Source organism: Bacillus sp. C30 (genome assembly GCF_040838255.1).
In the GTDB taxonomy this organism is placed as follows: domain Bacteria; phylum Bacillota; class Bacilli; order Bacillales; family Bacillaceae_G; genus Bacillus_A; species Bacillus_A mycoides.
The window spans coordinates 1-2,434 of record NZ_JBFPJH010000436.1; the positions used below are offsets into that span (position 1 = coordinate 1).

At 33.6% G+C, this 2,434-nt stretch carries 3 protein-coding genes and 1 pseudogene; 3 read left to right on the forward strand and 1 reads right to left on the reverse strand.

Features of this window, described 5'->3' with window-relative positions:
- The 3 genes from AB3X49_RS21365 to AB3X49_RS21375 all read left to right on the forward strand — a co-directional run.
- Window positions 1-731: aminoglycoside 6-adenylyltransferase (locus AB3X49_RS21365; RefSeq protein WP_367964595.1), on the forward strand; the 731-nt coding region annotated here is incomplete at its 5' end.
- Window positions 732-891: 160 nt separating this feature from the next.
- Entirely contained in the window at window positions 892-1,722 is an 831-nt protein-coding gene (locus AB3X49_RS21370; RefSeq protein ID WP_367964597.1) for a peptidoglycan-N-acetylglucosamine deacetylase, read from the forward strand.
- A 70-nt stretch (window positions 1,723-1,792) separates the two neighbouring features.
- Window positions 1,793-2,131, forward strand: coding sequence for an SdpI family protein (locus AB3X49_RS21375; protein WP_002012358.1), 339 nt, complete (start codon window positions 1,793-1,795; stop codon window positions 2,129-2,131).
- Window positions 2,132-2,175: 44 nt separating this feature from the next.
- Here AB3X49_RS21375 and AB3X49_RS21380 read toward each other — a convergent pair.
- Window positions 2,176-2,434 (reverse strand): annotated as a pseudogene (locus AB3X49_RS21380) (NUDIX hydrolase); the annotation flags it as partial.

Genomic DNA, 2,434 nt, shown 5'->3' on the forward strand with positions numbered 1-2,434 from the left:
AAGATATACAATCTTTTACGTGTAATCATAGTTGGATTAATAGATTTGGAGAAATAATGATTGTGCAAATGCCGGAAGAAATGTCGTTACTTCCAGCTGATAAAGACGGGAAATTTCCGTATTTAATGCAGTTCATGGATGGGAATCGAATTGATTTAATGCTAGTTCCAGTTGATTTAATAAATAAATTTATTGGACAGGATAGTTTAAGTAAATTACTACTGGATAAAGACAAATGTATTGGAGAATTTCCGCCAGCAAGTGATAAAGATTACGTTATAAAAAATCCTACAGAAAAAGAGTTTTTGGATTGCTGTAATGAATTTTGGTGGTGCAGTACAAATGTAGGAAAAGGATTGTGGCGCGAGGAACTTTCTTATGCGAAAGGAATGCTTGAAGGCCCAATGCGTGATATGTTAATCGTAATGCTAGAATGGCATATTGGTATGAAAACAAATTTTACAGTGAATACCGGAAAGTTTGGTAAGCATTTCGAGCAATATGTTGAAAAAGATACGTGGGAGCAATTTAGAAAGACATTTTCAAATGCAGAATATGAAAATATATGGGAGTCATTCTTTGTAATGGGTGATTTATTTAGGGAAGTTGCGAACGAAATTGCTAACACATATGGATATCAATACCCGCAAGATGATGATGACAAAGTGACAAGCTATTTAAAACATGTGAAAGTTTTGCCGAAAGATAGTACATCGATTTATCCCGCATAAACGGGCAGTAAAACCCCCACTGATTAAAGTTTCACTTTATTAATTGTATAAAGCAGTAAGACTGTCCTAATTACGGACAGTCTTATTTTTGTTCATGAATAAGAATTTCTCTAACAAAGTACAGATGAATCACATATGAAATTTTAGGGAGGTTTTTATCATGTATTATTTTTACGCACCAGAAATGTTCGTTCCATTTCATTGGGGACTAGAACGAAATGTTTCGTATGCTTATATGCCATATCATTCATTTTATTATGGAAACTATATAGACGCAGTGCCGTATGTATTAAATGTTCCGCAAAATGATCAAGTCAAAGTGAAGGAAGAGAATCGGGGGTCATGGACACCTTTTTCATGGGTTGAAAAATATGCGTATGCATTTTCAGGACCATACAATAAAGCGGAAGTAGCTCTTACATTTGATGATGGACCAGATTTAGTATTTACGCCAAAAATTTTAGATAAGTTAAAACAATATAATGTAAAAGCTACTTTTTTCTTACTTGGTGAAAATGCAGAAAAGTTTCCGAATGTAGTAAAGCGTATCGCGAATGAAGGGCATGTAATTGGTAACCATACGTATAATCATCCGAATTTAGCGAAAGTAAATGAGGCTGAATACCGTAATCAAATTATAAAAACGGAAGAAATATTAAATCATTTAGCTGGTTATGCACCGAAGTTTATACGTCCGCCATACGGTGAAATACTTGAAAATCAATTGAAGTGGGCGACAGAGCAAAATTTTATGATTGTACAGTGGAGTGTTGATACAGTTGATTGGAAAGGGGTAAGTGCTGATACGATTACAAATAATGTGCTAGGGAATTCATTTCCAGGAAGTGTCATACTTCAACATTCGACTCCAGGTGGACATTTGCAAGGATCTGTCGATGCACTAGACAAAATCATTCCGCAGTTAAAAACGAAAGGGGCACGTTTTGTAACACTTCCAAGTATGTTCCATACATCTAAAGAGAGAAAATAAAAATGTTAATAATTGGGATTTTAAGAGTTGTATAGTATAATGAAGGTGTAAGTTAGGGGGGATATAATTGATGGATGCACTAGTAAACATAGGAATGAGCATATTGATTGGTATTATATTTATACTTGCGGCACTTATTCTTCAAAAAAATCCACCGACGGATATTAACGCAGCATATGGTTACCGTACGAAACGGTCTATGAAAAATAAGGAATTATGGGATGCAGGTAACAAGTATAGTGCAGAAGTGATGAAACAAAATGGATTCATTATGATGTTAATTGGAAGTGTTATTAGTATACTGTTTAGATATCCACATACAATGATAGCGATTATGATTGTTATGCTGTTGTTAATTATACGATTATTTATACGAGTAGAGAAAAAATTAAAGATACTTGAGCAATAAAAAAATAAGACTCCCGAATAAAGTAAGCTGGGAGTCCTATTTTTTTATAAACTATTTTTGTTTAGCAATTCTTGTCCTTGCACTATAACAAATTCATAGTATTCAAGAGCATAAGGATAAATATCTTCAAATGTTATCGTTATCGGATTACTGTTTAAAACAGAATTAGTCGTTAAAGATGAAATCTCTCTTCTTAATAGTTGTAGAAAAGAAGTTGCATGTACTTTCATCACATCGTCTACTTCTTCACCTGGTGCAAATGGAAGTGGTTTTATTACATTGTGGAAATACATATGACAAAAC

Bases quoted from the DNA above. Each gene is read 5' to 3' on its own strand.
- AB3X49_RS21375 (WP_002012358.1), top strand. From the start codon at position 1,793: ATGGATGCACTAGTAAACATAGGAATGAGCATATTGATTGGTATTATA.
- AB3X49_RS21370 (WP_367964597.1), top strand. From the start codon at position 892: ATGTATTATTTTTACGCACCAGAAATGTTCGTTCCATTTCATTGGGGA.